The organism is Weissella sp. DD23, from assembly GCF_001579105.1.
GTDB classification, from domain to species: domain Bacteria; phylum Bacillota; class Bacilli; order Lactobacillales; family Lactobacillaceae; genus Weissella; species Weissella cibaria.
Map to the genome: position 1 here is coordinate 365795 of NZ_KQ970390.1, position 1074 is coordinate 366868.

The 1074-nt window shown below is 40.9% G+C and carries 1 protein-coding gene; it reads right to left on the reverse strand.

The window, feature by feature from the left end; translation table 11 throughout:
* Positions 1-78: 78 nt before the first annotated feature.
* Positions 79-1023, reverse strand: a complete 945-nt coding sequence (yidC, locus tag WEIDD23_RS01760; protein WP_010374295.1) for a membrane protein insertase YidC — start codon at positions 1021-1023, stop codon at positions 79-81.
* Between the last annotated feature and the right edge of the window lie 51 nt (positions 1024-1074).

The window sequence follows — 1074 nt, forward strand, 5'->3', positions numbered from 1 at the left end:
TAATCTTTAATATCGGATGAACCAAAAAAAGACCAAACAACAGTAAGTGTTTGGTCTTTTTAGGATTAAAAATTTTAATTAACGCTTTTGTTTACCAGCATTACGACCGTTTGACTTTGATGAATCAGTATCGCTTTCGCTGACATTACCTGTAATATCTTTGCGTTCTGTCCCTTGTTGTTGCGCTTGCGCTGCCTTCATGGCTTCAGCAAATGGTCCCGTTGGCTCTGATTGCAAACGTCCGGCCAATGCATCGTCAACGACATCCTTAACAACGAACGTTTCCGCAACTTGCGCGCGCAACTTTGGCCGCCAAACAATGATGATCAACGTTTGAATAATCATAACCAACGCACCAACGAAGAAGTACAGCGCAATACCACCGTTCGTAACCCAAGTCATAATCAACATCATGATCGGCATCATCAACATCATTGATTGCATTTGCTTCTTTTGTTCGGCTGGAATACCAATCAATGACAAGTATGCTTGGACACCATAGGCAACTGCTGTTGCAATTGCTAACACTGGTGATTGTGAGCCTAGGTTAATCCCAAAGAAGGTAGCGTGTGCAATTTCGTGTGAATTCTTAATAGCAGCGTACAACCCCATAAAGACAGGCCATTGAATAATCAATGTCGCAAAATTCATACCACCAAGCATTGAAACACCGTTTTCACGGTAAACAGCCATCATAGCTTGAGAAGCCAACATCTTTTCTTCTTGTGTTTGTGCTGTCTTCTGCGCTTCTTGAATCTTGCTCATCTGTGGTTGCAACAAACGCATCTTTTCTTGTTGAATGGTTGCGCCACGTTGTTGGTGAATCATCATTGGCAACAAAATCAATCGCACCACAAATGTCAAAATAACAATTGACCAACCAACTGCATTCGTACCACCAATCCAGTCCTCTGACATGTGCATGAAACTAGTCAACGGACCTTCCAAAAAGTCTGCGTGACCAGTAACAAACAAAATAATCAACAAAATAAACAAGATGGGCGTTAAGCCTTTAATTTTCATGGAATATCGATCCTTACCTATTTCTCTTTTTTTACAATAATCCATTATATC

Bases quoted from the DNA above. Each gene is read 5' to 3' on its own strand.
- yidC (WP_010374295.1), bottom strand. From the start codon at position 1,023: ATGAAAATTAAAGGCTTAACGCCCATCTTGTTTATTTTGTTGATTATT.